The organism is Thermogutta sp. (assembly GCF_039793925.1).
In the GTDB taxonomy this organism is placed as follows: domain Bacteria; phylum Planctomycetota; class Planctomycetia; order Pirellulales; family Thermoguttaceae; genus Thermogutta.
This window is the reverse complement of record NZ_JBAMME010000167.1, coordinates 1-1112: the sequence shown is the minus strand read 5'-3', so window position 1 is coordinate 1112 and position 1112 is coordinate 1. Positions and strand designations below refer to the sequence as shown.

Here is a 1112-nt window from a genome sequence, read left to right as displayed (position 1 = left end):
TACCCAATGGCTGTTTTGGCGCCAAAGCCTAGCCATTGCAAGGCGTAGTCGAAGGCAGCCCTCACGAGCTTTTTCCAGCGAGGTTCACCGTTGGCGGATGATTCGAAGTACTCGGTGACTGCTGGGAACCTCTGGGCAAGGCCCAGGGGTGGCGACCAGCGAACAACGAAGGTGAACTCTGTCCCGGGCGGCAGGGTGAGGAAGAAGATGGGTACGGGCTCGCCCCAATCACCGGGGGGTTGGCCCTTCTGGTAGTAGTGTCCATAATGGGGGTTCATGATGTCAACTCGAAGGGAACCCTCGGGCGGTTTGGGGAGTACGTCGAGAAATTCCAGCAGGCCACGGGTGTGAATCCTATGCAAGGTGTTGATGTCTTTACCCTGCAAAGCTTCCATGACCGCCTTTCGAGCCTGGGACTCGTCACCCGCCACCATACGGATGAAGGCGTCGCCCAAAGGATCATTTTCGAACGATGAAAGGGCAGTCAAGTAGGCCTTTCGCCAGCGATGGTGTTCGTTCCTCACAACTTCGGGAACGTTTTTCACGTCTTCTTTCAGGTAGGCGCTGTTCCCGTCAAAGCCCAAAAGCCACCAGAGCATTCCGAGAGTCCACCCTCCTTTTTCGCTTTCGAAAAGCGCCAGCTCTTCGGCGGCACGTCGTACGACACCCTTGACCCCACTCCCGGGTAAGTAAGGCAACCCGTAGGGATCCAGGAACGCGAACCCGTTTTCCAATGGGTGCTCGTTGCCTAGCCCGGTGGTGAACGGAGCCGTCGTTTGCGCGAGAAGGACAAGGCATCTCCGGGGGTCACCCTCGGCAAGGCGAATCGTTCTTTCCGCGAGTTTCTCCAGAAGACTTTTGCAATTTCCCAGATTGACGACTGATTGGAGCGCTCGGAGCTTTTCGCTTTTGCTCAGCTCCCAAGTCTTCTCGGTCCAGCCTTTGAAGTATAGGCGAAAGGCGTGGCCCGGCGGAAGGAAGCGCTCGTCGAAATGCCTGGCGACGTACTGAGGGACAGCAGAGACCAATTGTTGGGGCGACTGATTGCCTTTTTTCCCGGCGCCTTTCGGTTCTCTTTCCCGTGCCTCTACCATCTCCTCCTCCCTTTACTT

General features: G+C 56.9%; 1 protein-coding gene. It reads right to left on the bottom strand.

What is annotated here, in order from left to right; translation table 11 throughout:
* Nucleotides 1-1094 (bottom strand): type III-B CRISPR module RAMP protein Cmr6 (gene cmr6 / locus ABJK56_RS06525; RefSeq protein WP_347243857.1); only part of this gene is annotated, 1094 nt, incomplete at its 3' end.
* Between the last annotated feature and the right edge of the window lie 18 nt (nt 1095-1112).